At 67.1% G+C, this 24,737-nt stretch carries 27 protein-coding genes; 8 read left to right on the top strand and 19 right to left on the bottom strand.

Annotation, left to right across the window (positions count from 1 at the left end):
• Positions 1-23: 23 nt before the first annotated feature.
• From CHX26_RS03950 to CHX26_RS03930, 5 genes are all read left to right on the top strand, one after another.
• A complete protein-coding gene (locus tag CHX26_RS03950) occupies positions 24-209 on the top strand; it encodes a DUF5522 domain-containing protein (protein WP_104941252.1) in 186 nt (61 codons plus the stop codon).
• A gap of 54 nt (positions 210-263) precedes the next feature.
• On the top strand, positions 264-1,376 hold the full coding sequence (locus tag CHX26_RS03945) for an S-(hydroxymethyl)glutathione dehydrogenase/class III alcohol dehydrogenase (protein ID WP_104941251.1): 1,113 nt from the start codon (positions 264-266) through the stop codon (positions 1,374-1,376).
• A gap of 100 nt (positions 1,377-1,476) precedes the next feature.
• Positions 1,477-2,589, top strand: coding sequence for a GNAT family N-acetyltransferase (locus CHX26_RS03940; RefSeq protein WP_104941250.1), 1,113 nt, complete (start codon positions 1,477-1,479; stop codon positions 2,587-2,589).
• On the top strand, positions 2,582-4,063 hold the full coding sequence (locus CHX26_RS03935) for a lipopolysaccharide biosynthesis protein (RefSeq protein ID WP_104941249.1): 1,482 nt from the start codon (positions 2,582-2,584) through the stop codon (positions 4,061-4,063). Before CHX26_RS03940 ends, CHX26_RS03935 begins: the two co-directional genes overlap by 8 nt.
• Before the next feature lie 56 nt (positions 4,064-4,119).
• Positions 4,120-4,995, top strand: coding sequence for an alpha/beta fold hydrolase (locus tag CHX26_RS03930; protein ID WP_104943244.1), 876 nt, complete (start codon positions 4,120-4,122; stop codon positions 4,993-4,995).
• 30 nt (positions 4,996-5,025) lie between these two features.
• On the opposite strand, the gene CHX26_RS03925 is transcribed toward CHX26_RS03930, so the two are convergent.
• The 18 genes from CHX26_RS03925 to CHX26_RS03840 are packed head-to-tail and all read right to left on the bottom strand — an operon-like array spanning position 5,026 to position 20,355.
• Positions 5,026-5,391: a hypothetical protein gene (locus CHX26_RS03925; protein ID WP_104941248.1), complete on the bottom strand. Its 366-nt coding sequence runs from the start codon at positions 5,389-5,391 to the stop codon at positions 5,026-5,028.
• 15 nt (positions 5,392-5,406) lie between these two features.
• Positions 5,407-6,837, bottom strand: a complete 1,431-nt coding sequence (fliD, locus tag CHX26_RS03920; protein WP_104941247.1) for a flagellar filament capping protein FliD — start codon at positions 6,835-6,837, stop codon at positions 5,407-5,409.
• A 30-nt stretch (positions 6,838-6,867) separates the two neighbouring features.
• The gene (locus CHX26_RS03915; protein WP_104941246.1) at positions 6,868-8,007 is read right to left on the bottom strand and encodes an EscU/YscU/HrcU family type III secretion system export apparatus switch protein; all 1,140 of its coding nucleotides are present in this window, start codon (positions 8,005-8,007) and stop codon (positions 6,868-6,870) included.
• A gap of 1 nt (position 8,008) precedes the next feature.
• A complete protein-coding gene (locus tag CHX26_RS03910; RefSeq protein ID WP_104941245.1) occupies positions 8,009-8,794 on the bottom strand; it encodes a flagellar biosynthetic protein FliR in 786 nt (261 codons plus the stop codon).
• Positions 8,795-8,798: 4 nt separating this feature from the next.
• Positions 8,799-9,071 (bottom strand): flagellar biosynthetic protein FliQ, encoded by a 273-nt coding sequence (locus CHX26_RS03905; protein WP_104941244.1) that lies wholly within the window; start codon positions 9,069-9,071, stop codon positions 8,799-8,801.
• The gene (gene fliP / locus CHX26_RS03900; RefSeq protein ID WP_233997262.1) at positions 9,068-9,880 is read right to left on the bottom strand and encodes a flagellar type III secretion system pore protein FliP; all 813 of its coding nucleotides are present in this window, start codon (positions 9,878-9,880) and stop codon (positions 9,068-9,070) included. The genes CHX26_RS03905 and fliP overlap by 4 nt, the downstream gene beginning before the upstream one ends.
• Positions 9,877-10,158, bottom strand: a complete 282-nt coding sequence (locus CHX26_RS03895) for a flagellar biosynthetic protein FliO (protein ID WP_104941242.1) — start codon at positions 10,156-10,158, stop codon at positions 9,877-9,879. The genes fliP and CHX26_RS03895 overlap by 4 nt, the downstream gene beginning before the upstream one ends.
• 15 nt (positions 10,159-10,173) lie before the next feature.
• Entirely contained in the window at positions 10,174-10,548 is a 375-nt protein-coding gene (locus tag CHX26_RS03890) for a FliM/FliN family flagellar motor switch protein (protein ID WP_104941241.1), read from the bottom strand.
• The gene (locus tag CHX26_RS03885) at positions 10,545-11,507 is read right to left on the bottom strand and encodes a flagellar motor switch protein FliM (protein ID WP_146107641.1); all 963 of its coding nucleotides are present in this window, start codon (positions 11,505-11,507) and stop codon (positions 10,545-10,547) included. Before CHX26_RS03885 ends, CHX26_RS03890 begins: the two co-directional genes overlap by 4 nt.
• Positions 11,504-12,115, bottom strand: a complete 612-nt coding sequence (locus CHX26_RS03880) for a flagellar basal body-associated FliL family protein (RefSeq protein WP_104941239.1) — start codon at positions 12,113-12,115, stop codon at positions 11,504-11,506. Before CHX26_RS03880 ends, CHX26_RS03885 begins: the two co-directional genes overlap by 4 nt.
• 33 nt (positions 12,116-12,148) lie before the next feature.
• Complete coding sequence (locus tag CHX26_RS03875) at positions 12,149-13,480, bottom strand: hypothetical protein (protein WP_104941238.1); 1,332 nt, start codon at positions 13,478-13,480, stop codon at positions 12,149-12,151.
• Between the two features lie 39 nt (positions 13,481-13,519).
• Positions 13,520-13,960, bottom strand: coding sequence for a hypothetical protein (locus CHX26_RS03870; RefSeq protein WP_104941237.1), 441 nt, complete (start codon positions 13,958-13,960; stop codon positions 13,520-13,522).
• Complete coding sequence (locus CHX26_RS03865; RefSeq protein WP_442956917.1) at positions 13,950-15,317, bottom strand: FliI/YscN family ATPase; 1,368 nt, start codon at positions 15,315-15,317, stop codon at positions 13,950-13,952. The genes CHX26_RS03870 and CHX26_RS03865 overlap by 11 nt, the downstream gene beginning before the upstream one ends.
• A complete protein-coding gene (locus CHX26_RS03860; protein WP_104941236.1) occupies positions 15,281-15,934 on the bottom strand; it encodes a FliH/SctL family protein in 654 nt (217 codons plus the stop codon). The genes CHX26_RS03865 and CHX26_RS03860 overlap by 37 nt, the downstream gene beginning before the upstream one ends.
• A complete protein-coding gene (locus tag CHX26_RS03855; protein WP_104941235.1) occupies positions 15,918-16,964 on the bottom strand; it encodes a flagellar motor switch protein FliG in 1,047 nt (348 codons plus the stop codon). Before CHX26_RS03855 ends, CHX26_RS03860 begins: the two co-directional genes overlap by 17 nt.
• Positions 16,961-18,676, bottom strand: a complete 1,716-nt coding sequence (gene fliF / locus CHX26_RS03850) for a flagellar basal-body MS-ring/collar protein FliF (protein ID WP_233997261.1) — start codon at positions 18,674-18,676, stop codon at positions 16,961-16,963. Before fliF ends, CHX26_RS03855 begins: the two co-directional genes overlap by 4 nt.
• A gap of 3 nt (positions 18,677-18,679) precedes the next feature.
• A complete protein-coding gene (gene fliE / locus CHX26_RS03845) occupies positions 18,680-19,039 on the bottom strand; it encodes a flagellar hook-basal body complex protein FliE (protein WP_104941234.1) in 360 nt (119 codons plus the stop codon).
• Positions 19,036-20,355 (bottom strand): sigma-54 interaction domain-containing protein, encoded by a 1,320-nt coding sequence (locus CHX26_RS03840; protein WP_233997260.1) that lies wholly within the window; start codon positions 20,353-20,355, stop codon positions 19,036-19,038. Before CHX26_RS03840 ends, fliE begins: the two co-directional genes overlap by 4 nt.
• Positions 20,356-20,628: 273 nt before the next feature.
• Between CHX26_RS03840 and CHX26_RS03835 the strand changes: the two genes are divergently transcribed.
• The 3 genes from CHX26_RS03835 (at position 20,629) to CHX26_RS03825 (ending at position 23,810) form a co-directional block, all read left to right on the top strand.
• The gene (locus tag CHX26_RS03835) at positions 20,629-21,453 is read left to right on the top strand and encodes a flagellin N-terminal helical domain-containing protein (protein WP_104941233.1); all 825 of its coding nucleotides are present in this window, start codon (positions 20,629-20,631) and stop codon (positions 21,451-21,453) included.
• 192 nt (positions 21,454-21,645) lie between these two features.
• Entirely contained in the window at positions 21,646-22,536 is an 891-nt protein-coding gene (locus tag CHX26_RS03830; protein WP_172449680.1) for a tetratricopeptide repeat protein, read from the top strand.
• The gene (locus CHX26_RS03825; protein ID WP_104941231.1) at positions 22,533-23,810 is read left to right on the top strand and encodes a hypothetical protein; all 1,278 of its coding nucleotides are present in this window, start codon (positions 22,533-22,535) and stop codon (positions 23,808-23,810) included. The genes CHX26_RS03830 and CHX26_RS03825 overlap by 4 nt, the downstream gene beginning before the upstream one ends.
• Here CHX26_RS03825 and CHX26_RS03820 read toward each other — a convergent pair.
• A complete protein-coding gene (locus CHX26_RS03820) occupies positions 23,807-24,736 on the bottom strand; it encodes a flagellar motor protein MotB (protein ID WP_104941230.1) in 930 nt (309 codons plus the stop codon). The two genes, CHX26_RS03825 and CHX26_RS03820, sit on opposite strands and share 4 nt — an antisense overlap.
• Between the last annotated feature and the right edge of the window lies 1 nt (position 24,737).

Raw genomic sequence — 24,737 nt, 5'->3', positions numbered from 1 at the left:
ACGGGGCATTATCGGATGGGGTCATGACGCTTCCCGCCTGGCACGCTCTGCACGAAGCCGCCTGCGCGCGCGGAGAGGCAACCTATCGCGATCCCGACACCGGATACACCGTCTTCACCCGCCTTGCGCATCTCAAGCGCGGGAAGTGCTGCGGATCGGCCTGCCGCCACTGTCCCTATGACCATGAGGCAGTCCCCAAACGCGGGTGAGGCTTGCCAAGCTGCAAAGCTGCGGGAATAGGCAGGCCTCAAGGAGACTGCCTCATGAAAACCCGCGCCGCCGTTGCCTTCGAAGCGAAAAAGCCGCTCGAAATCGTCGAACTCGATCTGGAAGGCCCCAAGGCCGGCGAAGTGCTGGTAGAGATCATGGCGACCGGCATCTGCCACACCGATGCCTATACGCTCGACGGGTTCGATTCCGAGGGCATCTTCCCCTCCGTGCTCGGCCACGAAGGCGCTGGCATCGTGCGCGAGGTGGGCGCGGGCGTGACCTCGGTGAAGCCGGGCGATCACGTGATCCCGCTCTACACCCCGGAATGCCGCCAGTGCAAAAGCTGCCTCTCCGGCAAAACCAACCTGTGCACGGCCATCAGGGCCACCCAGGGCAAGGGGCTGATGCCCGACGGCACCACCCGCTTCAGCTACAAGGGCCAGCCGATCTATCATTACATGGGTTGTTCGACCTTCTCGAACTTCACCGTTCTGCCCGAAATCGCCGTCGCCAAGATCCGCGAGGACGCGCCGTTCCAGAGCGCCTGCTACATCGGCTGCGGCGTCACCACCGGCGTCGGCGCGGTGACCAACACCGCCAAGGTGCAGGTCGGCGACAATGTCGTAGTGTTCGGCCTCGGCGGGATCGGCCTCAACGTCATTCAGGGCGCGCGGCTGGCGGGGGCGAACCTGATCATCGGGGTCGACATCAACCCCGCGCGTGAGGAGTGGGGCCGCCAGTTCGGCATGACCCACTTCCTCGACAGCCGGGGGATGAGCCGCGAGGACATCGTCGCCAAGATCGTCGAAATGACGGACGGGGGCGCGGATTACACCTTCGATGCCACCGGCAACACCGAAGTGATGCGCACCGCTCTGGAAGCCTGCCACCGCGGCTGGGGAACCAGCATCATCATCGGGGTCGCCGAAGCGGGCAAGGAAATCGCCACCCGCCCGTTCCAGCTCGTCACCGGGCGCAACTGGCGCGGCACCGCATTCGGCGGGGCCAAGGGCCGCACCGACGTTCCCAAGATCGTCGACATGTACATGACCGGCAAGATCGCAATCGACCCGATGATCACCCACGTCATGGGCCTCGAGGAGATCAACACCGCCTTCGATCTGATGCACGAAGGCAAGTCGATCCGCAGCGTCGTGGTGTTCTAGGGTTCGAAAATCCGCTTTTATAGCCTGTGGTTAACCGGGTGGTTACGCTGCGGCGCTATGGCCAGTCACCGCGATCGCCTGCGGGCGCAGAAGGTGAGCCATGTTCGAGAGCAGGATTGCAGCCGATCACCTCACGGTGACGACCGTCGAGGGCTTCCCGCCTGAAATCGACGTGCTGTCGGCGCATAATCTGTCGGGACATGGCTTTCTGCGGGCCGCGTGGTTTGGCGCAGGTATCACCGGTACAGGACGAACCCTGCTGATCCGGCGCGGCGGCGCAGACACTGACGCCGTCCTGGCCGCAATCCCGACCGTGAATTTTGGCCCGGCAATCGCGCGCGCACGCAAGGTTCCCGGCTCCTACTGGCCTCTGCGCGGGGCGCTGATTGCTTCTGATTGCAGCGTCTTCGAGCTTGCCCATGCGCTCGATCACCGCGCCGCGCGCGCGCTCGGCCCTGTATGGCGCGTTGGCCCGGCGCGCTGCGACGATCCGGGGATCGCCGTTCTCATCGACGCCGCCCAGCTTGCCGGGTGGACGGTGCTTTCCCGCCCTGCCGGGACAAGCTGGGTGATCGACCTCGATCAGGCGCGGCGTGATGGCTGGCCGCGCGCCTCCACCGCCAAGCGCCTTGCCAAGGCGGAACGACGCCTCGCCAGTCTGGGGACGGTCGCCTGGCGCCACGTGCGCGGCGATGGGTGGAACGATGACGTGCTGGCCGAGCTTGCCGCAGTCGAGGCCGCCAGCTGGATCGCTCGCACCACCGACGGCAGCGGCGCCAAGTTCATGTCGCCTGCCAAGCGCGCGCAGTGGCGCGGGGCGCTGGCTGATCCGGTGCTTGCGCAGAACCTGTGCGCAACGCTGCTGACGATCGACGGGCGCACGGTCGCCTTCAGCTTCGACCTTGACGACGGGCCGGTGCAATATGGCATCGCCGGAACCTATGTCAGCGAGCTCGGCAAGTACGAGATCGGCAAGCTTGCCAATTACCGTGCCGTCACCGATTCCATCGCCGACGGTCAGAGCCTGATGGATCTTGGTGCGGGCGATTCAGGCTACAAAACGCAAATGGGCGCGGTCAAAGGCTATGACATGGCCGATCTGCTGTTCGTGCACAGCCGCACCGCCGCACAGGTACTGGCCCGCGTCTGGGGCAAGGCAGTGCGCGGGCCGGGTCTGATCGACAATGTGCCGCGCGGGCTTGTCCATGGCTGACGCCCCTTCGTTCGCATCGCAGGTTCGCACAGCGGTCATCTGGCGATCGGGCAGTCAGGTGTTGACCCAGATCGTGTCATGGGCCTCGACCCTGATCGTGATCCGCCTGCTCGCCCCGCAGGATTACGGGTTGTTCGCGATGGCGCAGGTGATGCTGGTGCTGCTCAGCACGATGAACGGCTGGGGCCTCGCGTCCGCGCTGATCCGCGAGGACGAGGTCAGCGAGGAACGCCTGCGCCAGACGCTGGGGATGCTGATGCTGCTGAATGGCGGGTTGGCAATCACCCAGTTCCTGGCCGCGCCGCTGGTGGCGCTGTGGTTCGAACAGCCCCAGGTCGCCGACCTGTTGCGGGTACAATCGCTGCTCTATCTCGCGGTGCCGTTCTGCGCCCTGCCCTCGGCGATCCTGGCGCGGCGGATGGATTTCCGGCGTCCGGCACAGGTGCGCCTTGCCGCTGCCGTCATCGGCGCATCAACCGCGCTTACCGGCGCGCTGTCAGGCTGGGGGGTGTGGACGCTGGTCGCTGCGCCGATGGTGATGCTGTTGACCGAGGCAGTCGGCATGACGTGGGCCGCGCGCGCACCGATCCGGCCGACTTTCCGCTTTGCCGGGGCAGGACACATCGCCGGTTTCGGCGGGGTGATGACCGCCACCCAGTTGTTCTGGTTCGTCCAGAGCCAGGCCGATGTGATGATCGCCGGGCGAGTGCTCGATCCCCACAGCCTTGGCGTCTACACCACCGGGCTGTTTCTCGCGCAATTGCTCGCCGCCAAGTTCGTGCCGCCGATCAACGAAGTCGCCTATGCCGCCTATTCGCGCCAGCAGGCCGCCGGGCCTGAGCCGGTGCTGGCAACGATCCGGCTGGTGATGCTGGTGGCCCTGCCTGCCTATGCCGGGATGGCCGTGGTCGCCCCGGTGCTGGTGCCGGTGCTGCTGGGGGACAAGTGGATCGAGATCGTGCCGCTGCTGCCGATCCTCGCGCTGGCAATGGCGATGCTGACGCTGCAGATCCTGTTCTCCCCCGCAACCAATGCCCGCGGCTTTCCGGGCATTGCGCTCAGGGTGACGATGCTCGGCGCGGTGGTGATGCCGACCGCCTTCATGGCTGGATCGCAATGGGGGGTTACGGGCTTTGCATGGGGCTGGGTTGGCGGCATGGCGGTGCTGACCTGCGCCACCATCGCACTGTCACGCCGGGTGCTGGAACTGCCGCTGGCGGGGCTGGCGCGCGCCGTGGCGCCGCCGCTGGGCGCCGCGCTCGGCATGGCGATGGGAGTGGCGCTGCTGCTTCCGGCGCTGCCTGCCGCGGTGCCGCTGGTGACATTGACGCTGGCGGTGGTGCTGGGCGTGGCCTTGTATCTCGCCCTGCTGCGCCTGATGGCCCCGGATCGGCTGGCCGAGGCGCTGCGCTTCCTGCGCAACCGCGGCGATGGTGACACCACGCCGGAGGGCGCCCCCGCCCCGGTGCAGTAACCCCCTGCCAAATTCGTGCGATTGACTTGGGGCTGGCGATGCTCTTGGTCGAGGCCATGAGTGCTTCACGACCTGCCCCCCTCACCCGCTTCTACCCCACCGGCGGCATTGATCTTGCGGTGCATGAATGGCCCAGCATCGGCGGCGGTGTGCCGATTGTCTTTGCGCATGCGACCGGATTTCACGGGCGGGTGTGGGACGCCATCATCGCGCGCTTTCCCGATCATCCCGCCTTTGCCATCGACATCCGGGGGCATGGCCAATCGCGCGCCGGGCCGATCGCCGACTGGCGCGTGCTGGCGAACGATGTGGCTGATTTCCTTGATCAAGCGGGCATTGCCGGAGCTGTCGGCATCGGCCATTCGATGGGCGCGCACACGCTGCTTCAGGTTGCGGCTGACCATCCCGAGGCATTTTCGCGTCTGGTGCTGTTCGACCCCGTGATCCTCGCGCCCGAATATTACACCGCGGCCGAAACGCAGTTCACCGCCGACAACCCCCATCCCGCGATCCGCCGCAAGCGCGACTTCGCCAGCGTCGAAGCGATGATCGAACGCTTTGCCACGCGCGATCCCTATGACCTGTTCGACCGACGGGTGTTCGAGGATTACTGCCGCCACGGGCTTGTCCCGGCAGCATCGGGAGAAGGGCTGGAACTGGCCTGCGCGCCCGAAGTCGAGGCCAGCGTCTATGGGTCAAGCCGCAGCAACGGCGCCATTCTGGAGGCGGCAAAGCGGGTTGCGATTCCCACGCTGGTGGTGCGCGCGCAGATGACCAACCTCAGTGATTTCAAGAGCTCGCCGACCTGGCCTCAGCTGGCCGGCATCCTGCCGCAGGGAACCGATCTCTACCGCCCGGACATGACCCATTTCCACCCCTTCCAGGACCCGGAGGATGCGGCGCGGATCATCGCGGAGTTTATCGGTGAGTGACCGTGTTCCGTAAATGTTTCATGTGAAACACTACCCCGCCGCTTCAAGCAAATCCCTGATATCCCTGTGAATCCTTGCCAAAGCCCCGGCATCCGCCTGTAGGATTTGCCCCCTGATCTGGCCCGCCAGCCCGCCATAGAAGGCCTTGAGGCTGGCCCCCAGCGGATGATCCGGCGCGACCGACTGAGCGAGCCACAGCATGATCGTCTGCGCCCGTTCGAGCGGCTCTCTGGCAGGGGTCTGGCCCCGACCTGAAGCGATCAAGGCACGGCCAAGCGCGGCCTCCGCCTCCTCAAGACAGATGCGCGTGAGGTCTGCACTGCCCGAAGCTTCGATCCGCGCGTCAAGCTCGACGCGGCGATAGGCAGCGGCAGGATTGCGGGCGAGCATCTGCATCGCGCGAGGCCTCCCTTACCGATCCCGCGCCGACCAGATGTCGATCTGCTGACGCAGGAAGGTGAGCGTCGATTGCGAAGCCGCCACCCGGCGTTCGGAGGCGGTGAACTGGCGGGTGAGGCGATCTCGCAGCGTCTCCTGCTGCTCGGCGATCCGGGCCAGCCGCTCGTCGCTCGCGGCGACCTGCTGTTCGAAGCGGCGCAACGAGCCACCCAGCGTGCCGGGGTCGGTGACGAGACTGTTCTCGCGCGCAAACCGGTCCATCGTCGCGAACACGCCGTTGACCCCGGTGGTGAACATCGCCGCGACCGCATCGGAATTGGTCTCCAGCGCCCGGTTCAGCGCCGCAGTATCGAGCCGGAAAGTGCCATCGCGGTTCAGCGCCAGCCCGAGATCGGCGAGCGTGCGCGGCGCACCGTCCGCCGCATTCGGCATCACCACGCGTCCGGACAGGCCCGCCAGATCGCGGCGCAATTCGCGCGCGCCGGGATCATTGCCCAGCTCGCCCCCCAGCGGCGCAGCCAGCCGGTTGAGCTCGCCCACGATATCGTTGAGGGCGGTCACGAAATCCTCCATCACGCCCGCAAACGCCTGCGGGTTGCTGGCAAAGCTGAGCGTGGTTGGCGCGCCGCTATTGGTGGCAGTCAGATCCAGCGTAAAGCCGCCCGGCAGGCCAGTCACGCGGTTGGTGGGGCTGGACATGGCCACGCTATCGAGCCGGAAGGTCGCATCACGCGCGCTGCCCTGCAATTGTCCGGCATCACTGGCCGGAGCCCAGCCGAGATAGTCGAGATCGCCCGGAACCGCTCCCCCGCCCGCACCGGTGGTTTCGATGACAAAGCCGTTCGCCGCGCCTTCGCGCCCCTTCATCACCAGTTGCGCGCCGCCCGTACCGTTGGCGACATAGGCCTGCACCGCCCCGCCGCTGGCCTGATTGATCCTGACGGCCAGCGTGGCGAGCGTGTCGGTGGCGGTGACGGCGATGTCGATCACGGGTCGTGCGGCATCGGGATTGAAGCTCGCGCCATCCACCGTGCCGAAACGCAAGGTGAAGGTGCCTTCGCCGACCAGCGCATCACGGCTGGCCAGCGCCGGGGCGACGAGCGTCTGGCTGCTGGCGAGCTGGGTCACTTCAAGCTGGAAGTTCCCGCGCGGGGACAGGCCCGCCGGTACGCTGACGCGGGCAACCGCGGGATTGGCAAGATCGCCGCGCGGGGCAAGATCGCCGGTGCGGATGCGGTCACCCAGTGCGCTGGCAAGGCCGGTGATGGCCCCGCGCAGCTGGCCGGCTGCGGAAATCTGCGCCTCCAGCGCGGTCTTGCGCGCGGCGATCTGGTCACGCTGCGCAGCGAAGGTGGCGGCGGAAATGTCCTGCGCCAGCGTGATGAAATCGACGCCGCTGCCAGCGCCGAGCGCGGAAATGATCGAGGAGCCTGCGGTGGTCATGCCGGTGAGGACGGAAGGCGGCGGCAAAGTTTAAGGATGATTTTCCGGTCTTCCATCGCCGTCGAAGCGCAGGGCCTGTGGCACCTCCACCACCGGACGGCGCGGGCGCTGACCGCGTTTCAATGCCAGTACGAAAGCCACGAGCGAGGCGAGCGCGACATAAAGCTCTTCGCGCACCATCTGGTTCGGGCGGGTCGTGAAGTAGACCGCGCGGGCCAGCTGCGGATATTCGAGCACCGGCAGGCCCTCTTCGGCGGCGATCTCGCGCATCGCGAGCGCGGTCTCGCCCCGGCCTTTCGCCAGCAGCAGCGGGGCTGGCGCGCGGGCCGGATCATAGGTGATCGCGCAGGCGAAGTGCATCGGGTTGACGATGATGAACTGGGCCTCCTTCATTGCGCGTGCCACACCCCCGCGCGCCAGATCGCGCTGGCGCTGGCGCCTGGCGGACTTCATTTCGGGCGAGCCTTCGGCCTGCTTGTTCTCCTCCTTCATCTCTTGCAGGCTCATCTTCAGCCGCTTGTCGCGCTGGAAGCGTTGCAGCGGGTAGTCGATGGCGGCGATCACCAGCAGCCCGATCAGCAGCGCAGCCACAAGGCTGACGATCGCATCACGGGCCACGCCCAGCTGCGCTTCGAGCGAAAGGCTGCCAAGCGCCAGCAATGGCACGACGCGATCCCCGGCCCACACCCAGGCGATCCCGCCGAGCAGCGCCAGCTTGGCAAGGCCCTTGCCCAGTTCGATCAGACCCTGCCAGCCGAGGATGCGCTTGAGCCCGCTCACCGGGTTGATGCGCGAAGGTTTGAAGGCAGCATTTCCGGCGACAAAGCGCCCCTCCTGACCCAGCAGCAATTGCGAAGCAGCGGCGGCAAGCGCGGCAATCAGGCCCAGCGCCATCACCGGCGGCAGCGTAGCCAATGCGGCATCGCCCAGCGCTGCGCCGGGGGTGAAACCGTCGAGCGCGGCGCGGTCAAAGGTGAACCCGGCGCGGGCAAGGTGACCCAGCCCTTCGGTCAGCCATGCCCCCAGACCCCACAGCGCCAGCGCGCCTGCACCCGTGGCGGCAAGGGTGGCAAGCTCCTTTGACCGCAGCACATCGCCTTTCCTGGCGGCATCCTCACGGCGCTTCGGGGTGGGGGCGAAGGTCTTTTCGCCCGGAGTCTCTTCAGCCATTTCAGCGCGCCTCGATAAGCGCGGCGGACTGATCGAGGGCGGTCTCGATGACGCCCCGGAACTGGCCGACCATCACCGGCATGGCAATGATCAGCGCCGCCACCCCCGCCAGCACGCCAGCAGGCAGGCCCAGCGCGAACAGGTTCAGCGCCGGAGCGGAACGAGCGATGAGCCCGGTGACGATCTGCACCAGCAGCAGCACCAGCACCACCGGCAGCGCGATGGCGGCGGCGGCGGCCAGGCCATAACCCATGAACATCACCACGCTCTCGGCCCGCCATGCGCCGAAGGCGAAGGCGCCCGCGGGCAGCAGACGGTAAGATTCGATCAGCAGTTCAAACCACAGCAGATGCGCGCCGATGGCGTAGAACAGCAGGCTGAGGACAAGGCCGAAGAAGGTGCCGAGCGCCCCCGACTGCGCGCCGCTTGCCGGGTCGATCGAAGTGGCGATGGCCAGGCCCATGGTGCCGGAAATCTGTTCGGCAGCGACGAGCGGGATGGCGAAGGCGAGCTGCAACACGAAGCCGAGCATCAGGCCAACGGCGATTTCCTGAAACACGGCGAGAACCGCCGCAAGGCTCATCATTTCAGGCAGTGCGGGGACCGGCACCCAGCTGGCGATGAAGTATCCCAGCACAAGGCTCAGCAGGATGCGCACCGGCGCAGGCACCGCCATGCCGCCCACCATCGGCGCGGCCAGCAGCGCCGCGCCGCAACGGATCGACAGGAACAGTATCTGCCACAGCTGTGCCTCGATCGTGCCGAAGCCGAAATCGAGCGCGTTCATCGCCTCACGCGCTCAGATTGGCGACCTGCGCCATGATCTCGGCTGTGAAGTCAGTGAGCAAGGCCATCATCGCCGCGCCCAGCACCACGAACACCAGCGCTGTCACGGCCAGCTTGGGGATGAAGCTGAGGGTCTGTTCGTTGACCGAAGTGGCGGCCTGGATGATCCCCACCACGAGGCCCACCACCAGCGCCGCGATCAGCACCGGCCCCGCGATCAGCGCCGTCACCCACAGGGTCTGATCGGCAAGGGCAAGGAGCTGCGCGTCTTCCGTCATGGCGCGAAACTCAGGGCAAGGCTGCCCATCAAGAGCGCCCAGCCATCCACCAGCACGAACAAGAGCAGCTTGAACGGCAGCGAGATGATCGTGGGGGAGAGCATCATCATGCCGAGGCTCATCAGCACGCTGGCGACGACGAGATCGATCACCAGAAACGGCAGGAAGATCATGAAGCCGATCTGGAAGGCGGTCTCCAGCTCGCTCGTCACGAAGGCGGGGAGCAGGATCGAGAAGGGGACATCCGCGCTGCTGCTGAACTGGCCGCCCCCGGCGATATCGGTGAACATCATCAGGTTCGCCTCGCGCGTCTGGGCGATCATGAAGGCGTGGAAGGCCTCGCCCGCCTTGCCGATGGCGGCATCGGCCGAAAGGCTTCCGGCGGCATAGGGGGCAATCGCCTGTGTGTTCACCACATCGAGGGTCGGGGCCATCACGAACAGCGAGAGGAACAGCGCCAATCCGGCCAGCACCTGCCCCGGCGGCGAACCTTGCAGGCCGAGCGCCTGCCGCAGGATCGCCAGCACCACCAGAATGCGCAGGAAGCTGGTCATCATCAGCACCAGCGAGGGCAGGATGGTGAGGAGGCCCATCACCACCAACAGCTGGAGCGACATGCTCAGCGGACTGTCATCCCCCGCGCCGCCATCGCCCAACGCGCGCTCGATCGCTCCCCCGATCCCAGGGCCGACGCCCGCCGCCACAGGATCGGGTGCCGGCACAGCGGCAAGCACCGGCGCAGCCCAGAACATGGTTAACGCAGCAAGGCACAGCAGGGCTGCACGGAAAAGCGCGGTTCGTCGCATCATTCGCTCTCCGTTACCGCAATGCGCGTTTCACTGAGGCGCACCATGCCCTGCCGGGTGCAGCCCAGCAGGATCTCGCGGTCATGGAAGCGCACCACGGCAAGCTTCATCCCCGGTGCGACCAGGCGGGCTTCGACGAGTTGCAGATGCCTTTCGCCTGCGCTGTTTGCCTGCACGCCGTGGAGGCGCGCCTGGAGCCAGCGGGTCAGCCACAGGCTCCCCCAGATAAGCCCGCCCAGCAGCGGCAGCAGCAGCGCAAGGCGCAGGAGGTATTCGAGCATCGTCCCGCCCCCCTATCAGAGCAGATCGTCAAGCGCGGAGGTCTGCGGCCCCACCGCCGGCACTGGCGTCGGCACGGGCGGCTCGGCGGTGGACGAGGCAGACGGGGCATAGCCGGGCGAGGGCGGCACATCGGCGCCATCGTCACCCACCAGATGAACGATCCTCAGAGCAAAGCGGCCCTTTTCCGCCACCACTTCGCCGCGCGCGATCACGCGGCCATTGGCGGTGACATCAAGCAGCTCGTCAGTCATGCGGTCGAGCATCACCGTGCTGCCCTCGCCCAGCATCAGGACGTCGCGCAAGGGCATCTCGGTTCGGCCCAGTTCGACCGACAGGCGCACGGCAACATCGCCGAAGCGGGCGAAAGCGGCGGGCTGAAATGCAGTCATGATGCAACACCTTCGGCAAGGACGGGGGGAGATTGGGGAAAACGGGTCACGCGGATGGCCATGCGATCTTCGGCGGTGCCGACGCTGCCGTGGGCCAGCACCGTCTCGCCCACCATCAGCGGCACCTGCCGACCCATTGTCAGCGGGATCGTGTCGCCCGGCCTGAGCGCTTCGAGCCGCATCAGCGAGAGATCGAATTCGGCCAGCACCACGTGGAGCGGCAAGGGCATGTCGGCAAAAGGCCCCGCCATGCCGGTCGCAGGCCTGCGCGCGCCCTCAGGGCGCGACCGCCGATCTCCGCCCGGCAACAGGCGGCTCATCCGCTCGGCCGCTACCACCAGCCCCGCACGCCACTGGCAACCCTGCCGGTTGGCGATGACGATCTCGCTCAGCAGCACCGCTTCATCAAGCGCAAAGGGCTTGAGGCGGCTGGCGCTTTCGCTGCGGACGATCACTTCGCCGCCGGGCGCCCCTTGCGCGGCGCTGCCGTTGGCGATTGGCGCATCGCCCTGGCTGGCGCGGGTGATTGCCCCGGCGATGGCGGTCGCGGCCTCCTCGACCAGCAGCGCGGCCGAGCGCGGCAGTGCATCGGGCATGCTGCCGCCAATGCGTCCGTCACCGCCAAAGCTGCGATCGGTCAAGGCAATCGCGGTGGCAAAATCAAAGCACAGCAGCGCGGTTTCGCCGGTCATGCCGACCCGCAGCAGGCTGTTGGCGGCAACCGGCCCGATCCGCTCCAGCGCCTCGGCGCCGCTCAAGGTTTCAGGCTCGCCGATCATCACCTCCAGCCGGTCACCCGACAGCAGGCCCGACAGATCATCGGCCAGCATCCGCGCCAGATCACGGCGCCATGCCGTCAGCAGCGCGGCCTGTTCCTCAGGCCGGGGGCCGCGCGACGTGAGTTCGGGGCAATGCAGCGCCGCAGGGCGCGCGGCGGCAAAAGCGTGGGCCATCCTCATTGGACCAGAAACCCGCGGAAATGCACCGCCTCGACCCCGCCGAAGCCTTCGTTCTCTTCAAGCACATCATTGACCGCCTTGGTCAGGCGCTTCGCAAGCTTCTCCTTGCCGGCAACATCATAGACCTCGGCCTCGGTGGTGGCGGCAAGCTGGGCGAGGATCGCCGAACGGATCGCCAGTTCGTGATTCCTGACCCATTGCAGCACCCGCCCGTCATGGCGGGTCGAAACTGCCAGTTCGACCTGCACCAGTCCCGGCGAATCCGCGAGATTGGAGGTGAAGCTGTCAGCAAAGGAATAATAGGCGGTGCGATACTTGCTGCCGCCCTCGCCATAGACCGGCGCAGCAGCGTCCTTTTCCTTCTCGGCGCCGGGCAGGGTATAGGGGTCGTTCTCGCCCTTGAGCACCAGCTTGGGCTGATCAGGTTCGGCCGGGCCGCCGACATTGCCGAACAGGCCCATGGCAAAGGCACCATAGGCCCCGCCTGCGCCGATGCCGAGGAGCAGCACCGCGCCGAGCGCGATCTTGATGATCCCGCCCTTGCCCTTGCTTGCGCCGTCACCGGCGTTGTCGGGCCTGTCCCCGTTCTTTCCAGCGCCCTTGCCCATGGCCTGTCAGCTCCCTGTTTCGTTCCGGCGCATTCAGGCGAACATCCCGCCTCTGCGCAGGGCTGGGCTGGCATCGGCCTCCTGCTCCTCGACCCGCTCCGCAAGCGCGGCGGCGGTGGAGGAGCGGCGGTGGTCGGACGCAGCCTCGCCGTCTCGCGGCCCTGATTGCCCCGAGTATGGTTGAGACGTTGCTTGGCCACCGTTAGGGGATGACCCGTAACGCTGATCGCCAGAGCCATGCTGACCGCTTCCCGTCTGCGTCCCGGAGGGATCGGCGCTGGCCGAAGCGCTGACGGCAAGCGCCCGTTCGGCAAGCGCGGTCTGGATCGCGGGAACAAAGCCCGGGTCACGGCTCGCCAGCATCGCCCGCCAGCCATCGGCGCCGACCGTTTCGAGCCGCAGGGAAACAAAGCCGAACTCGTCATGGCGCAAGGTCATTTCCGGACGCGCCGCTTTCAACGCCTCGCGCAGTTCGCCAACCTGGGCAATCGCATTTTCAAGCTGCGGCGCGCTGGCGATCCGCGCCTCGCCACGTTCGGTCGCGGGGGTGCCGGACGCAATCTGCGGCGCAGTGGCGGGGCCAGAAGCAGAGGATGCAGGCTCGGACAAAGAGGCGGCGGCGGCGGCGATGGTCTCAACCGCTGCCGGAGCAGGCGCAGGCGTTGCCAGGGATGCCGTGGGCAGGATCGGCTCGTCACTCGGTGCTGGCAGGCCTTCAGGGAAGGCAGCAATGCCCGACGGCGATGCGTCCTTGACCATGCCTGGCAGGGCCGGGCGCGGCGGCATTGCTGAAATATCCCGGCGCAGGGATGACATCAGCGGCGCGGACATCAACGGCGCGGGTGGAGGCGTCAAACCGGCTTCCTGTGCTGTGACGAACAGCGATGCGGTCGCTGGAACGGGGGCCTGCGACACGGGGTCGCCGGTCTGGGTTTCGCTGGGCGTTCCGGCGAAGGTGAGGGCAAACGCACCCGGCTGATCTGCGGTCGGCAATGCCTCGACCAGCGCAGGGGCTGCATCTTCAGCCCTGGAGAACATGGCAACTGGCGGCGCGAAGGGCGGCTGCGACAGTGCATCAGGCAATTCAGCCGCAGGGTCGCCGCTGGACATAGCCTGCGCCGCTCCCGGCAAGGCCTTGCCCGTCGGCGGCAGGATCGTGCCGCCCGGCGGCAACGCGGCGAGAGGCACAGCGGCGATCGTCTCGGCGCTTTCTTCTGGCAAAGGGGCAGGCAATGGCAAGGCCGCGTCCAGCAATCCGGCAAAATCCGCTCCGATGCCACCGGCAGGCGCAGCCGTCTGCGGCAAAAGGGCTGTGGCGGGCATCGGGCTGTTGAGGCTCGGCAGATCGGTCAGGAACGGGATCATGGTTTTCCCCTTGGCATTCTGAAATGGGCGGGCTTGCGATCAGCCCCGGGGCCGACTTTGCAACTTGCGTGCCAGCGGCAGCGCGCGGTTCGCCTCTCGCCGTTCCTGCACGGCTTCGAGCGCCGCACGGGCATCCGCCTCAAGATCGGCAAGGCGGCGGGCGCGGGCATCCTTGCCAGCATAGGCCTCAGCCGCCCATGCGCGCTGGCGGACGGCATCCTCGGCGCCTTCACCGGCATGGCGCGCCAACTGGGCGAGCCCTGCGACAAAGCCCGCGCGACCGGTGAGAGCCGCACCGCTGGTAGTCCCCGGCTGAGGCGCACTCGCAGCCACCAGAGCGCGCGCACGTTCAGCCAGTGCATGGCAATGCGCCTCGGCCTCCATCGCTTCGGCCAGCGCCTTGATCGCCTGCTTGCGCGCCACTTCGGCGATCAGGCTCTGGCGACGGAGCAGCGCAAGGCGGCGCGCCTCACGCGTCATGCGGCGGCATCAGCGCAAGCAACGCGGCATGGCTGGCGGCCAGCGCCTCGGCCTCGCCCCGCGCTTGTGTCAGGAAGGCATCGATCGGGCCGGAGAGCGCCAGCGCCTCGTCCAGCAGCGGGTCGCCGCCAGCCCGGTATGCGCCCATCATCACCAGATCGCGCCCGCTTTCGCGCGCGGCGATCAAGCCGCGCAGCCGCCGCGCGGCATCGCGCACCGGGAGCGGGGCAATATCATCCATCACCCGGCTCAAGGACGCGGGAATGTCGATCGCGGGATAATGGCCGCGCGCAGCCAATTCGCGCGACAGCACGATATGCCCGTCCAGAATCGCACGCGCGGTATCGACCACCGGATCATTGGTGTCATCGCCATCGGCCAGCACGGTGTAGATCCCCGTCACAGCCCCGCCCGTGCGTGCGGAATTGCCCGCCCGCTCCACCAGCCGCGTGATCGCCGCCAGCGCCGACGGCGGATAGCCCCGCGCCGCACCCGGCTCTCCCAGCACCAGCGCCAGTTCGCGCGCGGCGTGGGCGACGCGGGTGAGGCTGTCGAGAATCAGCAGCACGCGCTTGCCCTGCGCTCTGAAATATTCAGCGATGCTGCTGGCATATTGCGCCGCGCGCAGCCGCAGGTTGGGGGCATGGTCGGCCGGGACAGCAACCACCACGATCCCGCCGCGCCGCGCCCCGGCCATGTGACGGTTCACAAAGTCCGAAACCTCGCGCGCGCGCTCGCCGATCAGTGCGACCACGGTGACATCGGCGACGGCGTGGCCCGCGATGGTATCGACCAGCACCGATTTGCCCACGCCCGATCCCGCCATGATCCCGAGCCTTTGCCCGACGCCCATGGTGGCCAGCGCATTGATCGCGCGAACGCCGCAATCGAAGGGCTGGGTGACACTCGCCCGCTCCAGCGCGCCTTCGCGCTTGCCCGCCAGCGGCCAGGCGTGGGGCAGATCGAGCCGCGGGCCGCCGTCGATCGGTTCGCCCAGCGCATCCACCGCGCGCCCCAGCAGGCCTGCGCCGACCCGCACCTCGCCAGGCGCGCCCAGCGCACGCACCCGCGCCTGCGGCCGCAGCAGCATGGTATCGCCAAGCAGCATCATCAGCGAATGCCCGGCACGAAATCCGATCACCTCGGCCAGGCATTCGTCCCCGGCGTCGTTCTCGATCCTGCCGAGCGAGCCGACCGGCAACGGCAGGCCCGCCACTTCGATCAGCCCGCCATCACAGGCGACCACGCGCCCGGTCAGCACCGGGCCACAGGCGAGCGGCGTGGCCCGCATCCGCGCCAGATCGAGCTGCAATTCGGCGATCATCCGCGCACCGCCGCTGCAATCGCGCGGCGCCATTCGGCAGGGCCATCGCAGACCGCGCCATCCGGGCCTTCAATCACGACACTGCCGGGTTCGAGCGCCGCATCACCGACCACGCGCCAGCCTGCCAACGCATCGGGCTCGATCAGCGTCATGTCATCCGGATGAAGGTGCAACACCAGCGTGTCGGCTGCTCCGCCGATCCGCCGGGCGGCGGCACGGCAGCGTGCCAGCAAATTGTCAGGATCGCGCGCCGCTTCGCCCAGCACGCCTTCGCACAGGGCGCTGACTGTGGCGGCGAGATCATCGGCAAGCGCCTCCAATGCAGCTTCATCAAGCGCCCGAAAGCTGAGCCGCAGGGCGCGCTGACGGGCAAGGCGGCCCTCGACTTCCGCTTCGGCAGCAGCACGGCCGGCGGCTTCACCATCGGCAAAGGCTGACGCGAGCGCCGCCTCCCACGGATCGGCCTGCGGTTCTTTCACGGGCTCGGGATCTGGCGGGATCAGAACTTCGGGTTCGGGTGCCTGCGCCGTCTTGCCGCCGAACGGCAGCACATCGGTGAAACCCTGCGCGCTGTCCAGCAGCGAGAGCCACCCGGGCGCGGCGGTGTCCGATACGGCCACGGCCTCCAGCCAGTCAGACGAATTCGCCACTGCCGCCTCCGATCACGATCTCGCCCGCGTCGGCCAGCGCCCGCGCGGTTTCGACGATAGCCTTCTGCGCGGCGGCGACTTCGCTCTTGGCAAGGCGCCCGCGCAGTTCGATCTCGTCGCGCACGCCGTCCGCCGCGCGGCTCGACATGGCAGCGAAGAAGGGCGCACGATCGGGTTCCGGAAGGCCCTTGAGCGCATCGACCAGCTTGGTGTTGTCGACATCGCGCAGCAGGCGGCCCATCGACATGGGATCGAGCTGGTAGAGCATTTCGAAGGTGAACAGCTCTTCCTCGATCCGCTCTGCAAGAGGTGCATCGCGCTCGGCAATGGCGGGCAACACGCTATTGCGCACCTCGCCTGCGGCAAGGTTGATGAGGTTCGCCGCGTCCCTCGGCCCGCCCAGCATCAGCGCCGCCGTGCCATAGGTTGCACTGATGCGCTGGGTCAGCAGCGTGTCGAGCGTGCCGATGGCGGCCTGCGAGATCGCGCCGCTTTTCGCCACCCGTTCAACCACCAGTGTCTGCAGTTCGAGCGGCAGCATCGCCAGCACTTCAGCCGCTGGTTCAGGGTCGATCAGCAGCAACAGCGCGGCGATCACCTGCGGGTGTTCGTCCAGGATCAGGCGCACCAGCACGCCGGGCGCGAGCCATTTGGCCAGCTCGACGCTGCGGGGAGGCGCATCGGGCTCGATCCGCTGCATCATCGAATCCGCCCGTGCCGGGCCAAGCGCCTTGTCAAGCAGCATGCGCACCCGGTCATTGCGGCCACGCATCGGCAACATCTCGCGCGCGGCCTCCCCGGCAAAATCGGCGAGGGCTTCGGCCATGTGCGGCTGTTCGATCTCGCGCAGGCCCATCATGGCAGCGCCGAGCCTTTCGAGCTCGTCAGGGGCAAGACGCGACAACAGCCCACTGGCTTCATCATCGCCGAGCAGCATCAGGAACACCGCAGCGCGGTCAACCCGATTGAGCAATGCGCCCGGCGCGGCGATATCCGCCTCGGGATCGGTCAGGGCGTTGTCGAGGCTCATGCTGCACCTGTTCCAGACGTGCGCGGATCGGGGGCTTCGAGCATCCGCTGGAGCGCCTCGACCGCACGTTCGGGCTGGCTGACGGCGAGCCGCCGCACCAGCTCCACCTGACGCGGCAGATCGGCTCCGCTGAGATCGAGCGCGACGCCGCCTGCACCATCGCCATCACGCAGGGCCGGGTTGCCCTGCCCTTCGGTCGGTTCGCTCGCACCAGAGATCATGGCGCGCGAAGCCTCATCCCCGGCGGCGGCCAGCGCGCGTTCATCGGCTTCACCCCCGGCATTGCGCTTGCTGCCGCGCCGCGCGATCAGCGGGCGCACGACCAGCAGCAGCACCAGCAGCACCGCCAGCAGCGCCGTGCCGTACCGCACCAGCATCGCGAACCACGGCTGTTCGTAAAAGGCGGGCGGTTCGAGGTTCACCGGCTCGAATGTGCTCGCCACCACCTTGACCATGTCACCGCGCTCCGCATTGGCGCCGACGGCGGCACTGACCAGCGCTTCGAGTTGCGGTCCTGTCAACGGCGCAGCGGCCTTGAGCGCGGCATCGCTCACGGCGACCGCAACCGAAAGCTTGGCCAGCCCGCCGGGCCGTGCGGTGGTGACAGCGACTTCGCGGCCCAGTTCGTAGCTGCGGTCCGTCGCAGTTTCGGTATCGGTCGCCGCGCCCGGCGCCGGGGCGGGCTGCGGCGCACCATCGACCAGCTGGGCCTGTGGCGGGGGAGTATTGGCGGTAACGCCCGGCACGCCGCCTGCGGGCGCAGCGCCGGTTCGGGTGGCATTGCGCTCGCTTTCGCTACGCACCACGCCTTCGCGATCATAGGTCTCGCGCGCGGTGGTGACTTCGTTCTGATCGAGCGCCACCTGCACCTGCGCCGAAAAATTGCCTTCACCCAGCAGGGGGAGCAGCAGCGCGTCGAGCTGTTCGCGCAGCTTGGCTTCATGTTCGCGTTGAAGGGTCAGGCCCTCGCCCGTCTTTTCCCTGGGATCGGACAGCAGGCGACCGTTCTGATCGACCACCCGCACCGCATCGGCGTTCATGCCCGGCACGGACGCAGCAACGAGATTGACGATCGCCTCGACCTGCGACTGCGACAGGCTCCGACCCCCAACCAGCCGCACCATCACCGATGCGCTGGGCGGGTTGTTCTCGCGCACGAAGACCGAACGTTCAGGCGTGGCGAGGTGGACGCGCACGCTCTCGATCCCGTCGATCTCGCGGATCGTGAGCATCAGCTCGCGTTCGCGCGCCAGGCGCAGACGTTCGCCCTCAAGGGTGCGCGACGTGCCGAGCGGCATGGAATCGAGCATCGCCTCGGCGCCTGCCGGTGCGGCGATCCCGGCGTTGCTCGCGACCAGCATCTTGGCGCGGTAGACATCATTCTCCGAGACAGAGAGCGCGCCAGTGGCATTGTCGATGCTGTAACCGATCCCGCCCGCCTCCAGCGTCTCGACCACCTTGGCGCGCTCGGCATCGGTGAGGCTGGTATAGAGCACCCGGTCCGGCCCCGATGAAATAGCCAGCCAAAGCGCGCCTGCCGCCGCCACGGCACCCAATGCGCCCAGCGCAGGCAGAGCGCGAGCGAACGCAGGCTGGCTGACGAACCCAGCGACCGGCGGGGGCAGCATCGTGCGCCATCCCGCTGCTGCGGGCGCGGGGGCAAGCGGCAGACCCGCCGGTTCGGTCGGCACGGGCAGAACAGCGTCGGCCATCTATCAGCCTCCCATCCGCATGATGTCTTGATAGGCGGTCAGCAGCTTGTTCCTGACCTGCAATGTCGCCTCGAAGGCCACGCCTGCTTCCTGCCGCGCGAGCATCACCTGAGCGATATCGGTCACGGTGCCGCGTTCATAGGCGACCTGCATCGCGCTCGAATGTTCCTGTACCGCGCTGACCTGCTGCAAGGCGGTGTTGAGTGTAGCGGCAAAGCCGGCACCGGGCGTCTGGGCCGGGGCAAAGGCCCGCGCGCCCTCGCTTGCGGCATGGACATCGCGCAAGGCGGCACTGCGGGACAGCACCTGACTGCGCAACGCCATCACATCCCCGATCCCGAAGCTTGGCCGAATCCCGCTCATGCAGACCCTCCTGCGGCGAGCATCCCGGCGCCGCGCATCGAGGCAAGGCGGTAACGCAGGGTACGCTCGGAGATGCCGAGACTGCGGGCGGTGGCGGCGCGGTTGCCGCCATGACGGCCAAGAGTCTCGATGATCGCCCGCGCTTCCGAAGCAAAGGCGACATCGGAGAGCGACCGCGCTGCGGCGCTGGTCGGAAAGCTGGCTGCAGCCTGCACCACAGGGCGCACTGCCGTATCGAAGATGATGTGCTGCGCCGCGATCATCTCGGCGCCATCCGCCATCAGGATCGCTCGGCGAATGACGTTCTCAAGCTCGCGGACATTGCCCGGCCAGACGTGGCTTTCCAGCATCGCCAGCGCATCGGGGGCGAACCATGCCGGAGCGCCGGGCGCGCCTGCGTGGCGCAACAGCATGGCGAAGGCGAGCGGGGCGATATCGCCCGCCCGCTCGCGCAAGGCCGGCAGGCGCAGCGGAAAGACATTGAGACGATAGAGCAGATCCTCGCGGAAACGTCCCGCCTCGGCCTCGGCGGCGAGGTTGCGGTTGGTGGCGGCGATGATGCGCACATCGACCTTGACCGGGCGGGTGGCACCCAGCGGCAGCACTTCGCCTTCCTGAAGCGCGCGCAGCATCTTCGATTGCAGCGCCAGCGGCAGTTCACCGATCTCGTCGAGCAGCAGCGTGCCGCCGTCCGCCGCGCGAAACAGCCCTTCGCCCGCCTCGGCAGCGCCGGTGAAGGCGCCTTTCTTGTGGCCGAACAGCAGCGCCTCCAGCATCGCTTCAGGCATGGCCGCGCAATTGACGGCCACAAAGGGGCCTTGGCTGCGGGCCGAAAGGTTGTGAACGAAGCGCGCCAGCACTTCCTTGCCGGTGCCGGTCGGCCCTTCGAGCAGGACGGGAATTTCGCTCGCTGCGATGCGTTCGGCAAGAGTCAGCAGAGCCAGCGATTGCGGATCGCCTGCCACCGGCCAGCCGCCCAGCGCCGAAGCGGCAATCAGTGCGGCCCGTGCTGCGGGCAGATCAGCAGGGTCATAGGCCAAGGCGATGCGCCGGCCGCCGGTCTGCGGTGCTGCGATGCTCAAGGCAGGGGAGGCTGAATGCGACAGGGCAACGGCAATCCTTCCGCTGCGTGCGATGGCGGCAGCCATGGCGGGGGACATGGTGTCGCCGATCACGATCCGATCACGCTGCCAGGCGACGCCCATCAGCGGCACGGTCATGCCGATCAGGGCGTCATGCGCCGCACCCGCAACCCCTGCCTCTGCTGGCGCCGCAGCCGCATCGCCGCGCACAGTCTTTGTCGCCGCTTCGATCATGATTGCCCCTTTGTGTTGTCTCACAAGGCAATCTTCTGCCGCCCGCACGTTGGAGATGTGGCAAATTTAAGCCCTCGTAACTTTCCTTATTCCGCCCGCTGCGAACACCCGCGCTGGCCTGCCTCGATCACGGCAAGTCACTGCCGCTCTCAATTCAAAACACTGTTTTTCCATCCTATTTTTTCTGACTTAAACATTCCCGGAGCCAGCCGCTCTAAGGGCCAGCAGCGACGGGCCTGTTCGTCCTGCCTGACCATTCAGGAGTTTCGACCAATGACTGTGATCAACACCAATTCCTCGGCCCTGCGCGCTCAGAACGCGAGCGTTTCGGCAAACCGCATGCTCGGCACTGCAATGGAGCGCCTTTCGACCGGCCGCCGCATCAACAGCGCGGGCGACGATGCCGCAGGTCTCGCCATCGCCACTTCGATGACCTCGCAGATCCGCGGCATGACCCAGGGCATTCGCAACGCCAATGACGGCATCAGCCTTGCCCAGACCGCTGAAGGCGCACTCAACGAAGTCACCAACATGCTTCAGCGCATCCGCGAACTGGCGGTGCAGGCTGGTTCGGACACCTATCAGGATACCGACCGCACCAACATCCAGGCCGAAGTCGACGAACTGACCGCGCAGATCGGCCAGGTCGTCTCGAACACCGAATTCAACGGGATCAACCTGTTCGATGGCGGTTCCACCGTCACTGTTCTGGCCGGCGCGAACGATGCCGACACGATCGATCTGACCCTCGATGACCTGAGCGGCATTGCCGGCGGCGGCGCCGCCGCCACGTTCGACGTCAGCGGGACCGACGGCTCGAACGCGCGCACTGCGCTGGCTGCCATCGACACCGACATCGAGACAATCTCGACCACCCGCGCCACGCTGGGCGCTGGGCAGAACCGCCTCATCTCGGCGGTCAACAACCTCACCAACGTTTCGACCAACCTGTCGGACGCCCGTTCGCGGATCGAAGATACCGACTATTCGGCGGAAACCACTGCACTCGCCAAGGCGCAGATCCTTGGTCAGGCCTCGACCGCGATGCTGGCTCAGGCCAACCAGTCGCAGCAGAACGTGCTGTCACTGCTGCGTTAATCCGCCCCCCCGCACCCGCCTGCACCCCTTGGGCGGGCCACACGGAAAGCCCGGAGCTGCAAGGCTCCGGGCTTTTGCGTTGCGGCATTCCTGCCCGTTCCCGCCTACCCGTTCAGGGGATTTCCGATGCTGACCGGGACGGATATGGTCAGGCCATCCACGCTTTCCGCGATGAAAGGATGGCCTTTGCTGTTGTGCCTTCGTCTCCCTGCTGTTCGGGATCGTCTGCGGCGCGCGGGCCTTGCTCTGCTGGCCTTGCCGCTGGCGCTTGGCGCGGTGTCAGTCGCCGCCCAGCCGGCAGCAAACGCGCCGCCTCCCGCTGCCATCGAGGCGTTCCGCAAAGCCGATGCCGCTCGCGAACGCGGCGACTTGGCTGCCGCCCGGATCGCCTATCGAACCGCCTGTGAGGCTGGCGCCGCCGTTGGCTGCACCAATCACGGCCTGATGCTTGACAGGGGCGAGGGTGGCCCGGCCGATCCTGCGGGTGCGCAGGTCTGGTGGCGCATGGCCTGCGAGCGCGGCAATGCGCAAGGGTGCAGCGTGCTTGGCAATGCTGTGATGCAGAGCGACCCGCCGACCGCGCGCGGCCTGTTCGCGCAGGCCTGCGAAGGGGCCTTCCGCGAGGCGTGCTTCAACCTCGGTATCATGACCGATCAGGGACGCGGCGGTGCGCGCGATCCGGTCGCCGCACGCACCGCCTATCGCCGCGCCTGCGAAGCCGATCATCGGCAGGGCTGCTACAATTACGGCGGAATGCTGCTGAAGGGCGATGGCGGCCCGGCCGATGGGTCAGGCGCCCGCGCCGCGTTCCGCAAATCCTGCGATCTGGGCGAGCCGATGGGCTGCACCAATCTCGCCCGGATCATGATCACCGGGCAGGGCGGTCCGGTCGAGACGGCACCCGCCATCGCCCTGCTCACCCGAACCTGCGACGGCGGCCATGGTGATGCCTGTTTCACACTCGGCTTCGTCTATGGCGAAGGGCGCGGCGCACCTGCCGATCCGGCCAAGTCCCGCGCGATGTTCGAGCGCGGCTGCTCCCTCGGCCACAAATCCTCCTGCGACCGGATGAGGGCACCATGATCCCCACCTCTGCTCCCGATCGGCAATTGCCCCGCCGCGCGATTGCCAGCGTGCTGGCCGCTGCGCTCAGTGTCGGCACGCCTGCAATCCCGGCGCCTGCTGCCGCACAACAGCCGTTCGTCCCCGATGCCAAATCCTGCGCGGCGCTTTACGAGCCGGTGGGCCTGACTGCATTGTTCTACAAATACTACGATCCGAAGGGTGAGGCCGCGCTCTACACCGAGGGCACCGTCACGACCGGCGTGTCCGATGCCCTATGGCGCTACAGCAATGCCCGCTTCATCGATTTCAGCGGCCGTTACAAGGCGCTGGCGGATAAGGTCTCCGGCCCTGTGCGAGAGCCCGGACAATCCATCGGCGGCGAACTCATCAAGGCCAATTTTCCCGGCGGTCGGCTGATCCTGCCCGAAAAGAAGGGCGAAAAGCTGGGCGAAATGCCGCCGAAAGCGATCATGACCCCGGAGTTTGGTCGGAATCTGACTGCTTGTGACAAGGCCCACGGCTATGCCCCGGTGTTCTGGTACGGCGCGCCCGATGCACTCACCTGTGCCGAAGCACTCTACATGGTCGGCTATGAAGGCCAGCAGTTTCAGGCGCGGGCCATCGCCGAATCCAAGGCTGCGATCCTCAAGCACCTGCGCATCTTCCGCGGGGCGAACCAGCTCCAGATCGAACAGCAGGTGATGAAATCGGCCGAGGCCCGGCTGAAGCGCATCAATGAAGGCAAGGAACCGGTCAATCTCCTCGGGCTGGAAATCGCGGCTTGCCGGATTGATTTGACCCCGGTGTCTACCCGCTATGGCAAGGGCATATCGCCCGGCGGGCCGTTCCACTTCCTGCGCCTGTTCGAGGACAAGCAGGGCCGGGGCAAGGGCATCACGTTGCTCGGCGGAAACCTCCCGGGGCCGATGTCGCGCAATCCGCATTTCATCTGGTTGTGGGATGTCCAATCCTACACCATGTCGACCAGGGTCGGCGACTATGACAAGAGCGCGCTGCTCTACAACATCGATTGCGAGGCCGGGACCGTCCAGTACTGGGAAAGCGTGATCTTCCTCGGCGAAACGCTGGTGGGGCGCGAAAAGAGCATGGGCAGCCTGACCAAGCCCGCAGCCGGCACCGTGCAGCAGAAAATGTTCGATCAGGTCTGCGATCCGTCGAAGCGTCCTTCGGACCCGCCCACGCAGACCTTCGCCCAGGTTCACGGCGCGCTGGAGAAACTTGTCGCAAAGGGTGACCAACCGGCTGGCGCGCCAAGCAGCCCCGCGCCTTAATCCGCAGGCCTCGCCTTGACCGGCGGCCCCCTGCGTTCGGGCCGGGGGGCGCTCTTTCGGTCGAGCAGCAGCAGCGAAATGCGGCGGTTTCGGGGATCGGCGGGGTTGTCGGTAACCAGCGGCTCGGTCGCGGCGACGCCTTCGATCCGGGCGAAGCGCGGCTGCGGCACCCCGCCCAGCACCAGCGCCTGACGTGTCGCCTCGGCCCGGCCGGCGGAAAGCGACCAGTTGTTGGTCGCAACACCGCCGCGCCACGGCAGCGAATCGGTGTGACCGCGCAGGATCAGCGGGGCGCTTTCATCCTTCAGCGTCTCGGCCATGACCTCCAACAGCCCGCGCGCCTCCTTGGTGAGGATCGTGGTGCCAAGCTCGAACATCGAGAAATCGGCATTGTCCATCAGGTCGATGCGGATGCCTTCGGGCGCGCGCATCACCCGCACCTGCCGCGCGAGATGGCGGAGCTGGCGGCGCTGGACGAGCTTCTTCTCGATCGTGTCGCGCAGTTCCTTAAGCTTTTCGGACTCCAGCTCGCCGCGCCCGCCGCCTTCCACCGGCCCACCGGTGACGCCGCGCGGAATGGTAATCGCGCGCGTGCCGGTCTGGCCCATCGCATTGGGATAATTATCAACATCGGTTAGAGAGCTGCCGCCCAGCATCCCGTCCGAACCTGCACTTTCCTGCCGCAGCTTGACCAGCGTCGGGGAGAAGTAATCGGCGATCCCCTTGCGCTGCTTTTCCTCGGTCGCGCCAAGCAGCCACAGCAGCAGGAAGAACGCCATCATCGCCGTCACGAAATCGGCATAGGCGACCTTCCACGCCCCGCCGTGGTGGCCACCTTCGACGATGGTAACCTTCTTGACGATGATCGGAGCGGGGATCGCGGCTGCCGCGCCTTCGCCGGACTGGGTGGGATCAGACAGGGCCATC

Source organism: Porphyrobacter sp. HT-58-2, from assembly GCF_002952215.1.
Classification (GTDB): Bacteria; Pseudomonadota; Alphaproteobacteria; order Sphingomonadales; family Sphingomonadaceae; genus Erythrobacter.
The sequence above is the reverse complement of the archived record's forward strand: the minus strand, read 5'-3'. Positions and strand labels throughout refer to the sequence as shown.